Annotated in this window: 2 protein-coding genes; both read right to left on the bottom strand. The window is 63.5% G+C overall.

Going from position 1 to position 3,317, the window contains the following annotated elements; genetic code table 11:
* On the bottom strand, positions 1–2,588 hold a 2,588-nt coding region (locus AC0AP0_RS10715), incomplete at its 3' end, for a phosphoribosylformylglycinamidine synthase (protein ID WP_490430452.1).
* A gap of 79 nt (positions 2,589–2,667) precedes the next feature.
* On the bottom strand, positions 2,668–3,317 hold a 650-nt coding region (locus AC0AP0_RS10720; RefSeq protein ID WP_490430453.1), incomplete at its 5' end, for a phosphoribosylaminoimidazolesuccinocarboxamide synthase.

A 3,317-nucleotide genomic window follows, 5' to 3' on the forward strand; every position in this document is an offset into this window, starting at 1 on the left:
GCTGCAGCATCCACCAGGCCCTGGCTGATCAGCGCCTCCACCTGGTCCATGACGGCCCTCAGGCTCTCCGGATCGGGCAGCAAACCGTCCTCTTGGTATTCGGGCGCCAAGAGATAGACCTGACGGTCAGCCGCCTTGAATTCGGGGGAGACTGCATCCTTGGCCTGCCCCAGGGCCACAGCAAAGCTGATCAGTGTGGGCGGCACATCCAGGTCCTCGAAGCTGCCGGACATGGAGTCCTTGCCGCCTATGGCCCCCACCGCCAGGTCCAGTTGGGCCTGGAGGGCGCCAAGGACGCCGGCCACTGGCAGGCCCCATCGCCGGGGGTCGCCGCCGGGCTTGGGGTAGTACTCCTGCAGGCTCAGGTGGGCATGGGAACGGCTGAAGCCAGAGGCCACCAGCTTGGCCAGGCTCTCGACCACGGCCAGGTAGGCGCCGGTGTATGGGTCCTGGCTGCTGATCCAGGGGTTGAATCCCCAGGCCATGGCCGAGGCGGTGGTAGTGTGCCCATCCACGGGCAGCTTGGCCACCATGGCCTGGGCCGGTGTCAGTTGTCGGGCTCCGCCGAAGGGCATGAGGACGGTGCCTGCGCCGATGGTGGAGTCGAACTGTTCGGCCAGACCCTGCTGGGAGCAGACGTTGATATCTGCAAGCAGGGCTTTCATGCGCGCGTCCAGGTTGCCTTGGACCTCGAAGGGGGCATGGTAGGGAGCAGGGACCGCCACCTGGGCATCGGCCTTATGAGGGGCGCCGTTGGAGGCCAGGAAGGATCGGGGGATGTCCACGATGGTCTCTGATCGCCAGGTCATCCGCAGCCGGGGTTCTTCGGTGACCTCGGCGATGACGGTGGCCTCGAGGTCCTCCTGCTGGGCGTACTCGATGAAGGCGGGCGCATCTTCGGCAGCCAGGGCCACGGCCATGCGCTCCTGGCTCTCGGAAATGGCGATTTCGGTACCGTCCAGCCCCTGGTACTTGAGCGGCACCCGGTCCAGGTCCACGTTCAGCCCGTCGGCAAGCTCGCCTACGGCCACGGCGACGCCGCCTGCTCCGAAGTCATTGCAGCGCTCAATCAGCCTGGCTACCTCCGGGCGGCGGAAGAGACGCTGGAGCTTGCGTTCCTCTGGGGCATCGCCCTTCTGCACCTCGGCTCCGCAGCGTTCCAGACTCTCTTCGTCCTGGGACTTGGAGGCCCCGGTCGCGCCGCCGATTCCATCGCGGCCGGTCCTTCCGCCCACCAGGATGATCAGATCGCCGGGGGCGGGCCGGCGACGAATCACATGGTCGGCCGGGGTGGCTGCCACCACTGCGCCCACCTCCATCCGCTTGGCTGCATAGCCTGGGTGGTAAATCTCCCGAACCTGCCCCGTGGCCAGCCCTATCTGGTTGCCATAGGAGGAGTAGCCGTCGGCCGCCTGACGGACGATCCGGCTCTGGGGCAGCTTGCCCGGCAGGGTCTGATCCAGGGGCTGGCGGGGGTCTGCTGCCCCGCTGACCCTCATGGCCTGGTAGACGTAGCCCCTTCCGGACAGGGGATCACGGATGGCTCCGCCGATGCAGGTGGCGGCACCCCCGAAGGGCTCGATCTCGGTGGGATGGTTATGCGTTTCATTTTTGAAGAGGAAGAGCCAGTCCTGATCCTGGCCATCCACGTCGACCTTGGTTCGGATAGTGCAGGCGTTGACCTCTTCGGACTGGTCCACGTCGTTCAGGATGCCTCGCTTCTGTAAGTACTTGGCTCCGATGGTGGCCATGTCCATCAGGCATTCCGGTCGGTCCTGGCGGCCCAGCTCTTCGCGGATTGCCCGGTAACGTTCCAGCGTGGCGCGGGCTCGGGGATTGTCCGCCTTAATTCGCTCCAGCTTGGTATTGAAGGTGGTGTGCCGGCAGTGGTCGGACCAGTAGGTGTCGATCACCTTGAGCTCGGTCAGCGTGGGGTCTCGCTTTTCCTGACGGTAGTGGTCCTGGCAGAAGCGGATATCCGGCAGATCCATGGCCAGGTCCAGCTTGTCAATCAGCGCTTCCAGTCCAGGATTATCCAGATCGCGGAACCCGTCCAACACCGGCACTGGATCAGGATCCTCATCAGGCATGGCCAGGGTCTTGGGCTGCTCCAGCCCCACCACCCGTGAGTCGACCGGATTGACCAGGTAATTGCGGACGGCTTTGATCTGCTCAGCATCCAAATCGCCTTCTAGCAGGTAGACGGTGGCCGTGGCAACCAGGGGGCGGGCGCCCTGGCCGACCAGCTGAACACATTGGGCTGCGGAATCGGCTCGCTGATCGAACTGACCAGGCAGGGGGGCCACGGCGAAAAGCATGGGGGAGTCCAGTGGCGGCAGGTCCTCGTCACCCTTCATGCGCAGGGCCTGCTCCAGTTGGGTGGCCACCAGGTCGGTCTGGGGCTGGGCGAAGACCGTGGGCAGGCAACGTTTGAAGAGGTCTTCGTCGATTCCCTCCAGATCGTAACGATTGATTATGCGCAGGCCGGTCAGCCCTTGCACGCCCGGCAGGGTGCGAAGCTGTTCGGCAAGCCTATCGGCGGCCTGGTCAAAGCCCCGCTTTTTCTCGGTATAGACACGGAAGAGCACAATGGATCCTTTCGCGATGGACTGTTTGGGGACCAATGAAAAACCCGGAGGCGATATGCTCGCTTCCGGGTCGACCGATTCAGCTGTTCGATTGGCTCTCGCGTTCCTCCAATTCGGTCAGCCCATCCAGAATGGTTTGATAAGCCGGAATGATGCTTCCCAGGTCCCTGCGGAAGATGTCCTTGTCCAGGTGGGTGACATGGCTGTCATTATTGTTGCCGATCGCCCAGAGCCGGCAGGTGTCAGGGGTGATCTCGTCGCCGAGAAGGATGATGCCCGATCCGGTCTTGCCCATTTCGATCTTGAAATCCACCAGCTCCACGTTGATGGCGCGGAAGATGCCGGTCAGCGCGCCGTTGATCTCCCTGGTCTTTGCGGCGATGATGTCCAGATCCTGCTCGGTGGCCAGTCCCAGGGCCAGGATGTCGTCCCGGTTGATAAATGGATCATCCAGGGGATCGGACTTGTAGAAGAACTCCAGCACCGGCTGCTTCAAGGCGGTGCCCTCCGCAACCCCGTACCGCTGGGCGAAGGAGCCTGCGACCCGGTTGCGCATGACGATCTCCAGGGGGAACATGTCCAGCCGACGATTGAGCTGTTCGGTATCCGAGATGCTACGTATGAAGTGGCTGGGGATCCCCCGGCGGGCCAGCAGGGAGAATATCACCGTGGTGATCCTGTTGTTCAGTCTGGCCTTGCCTTCGATATTGGCCTTCTTGGCCCCGTTCC

This window comes from Bifidobacterium sp. POST2/T3 (B1), assembly GCF_058197115.1.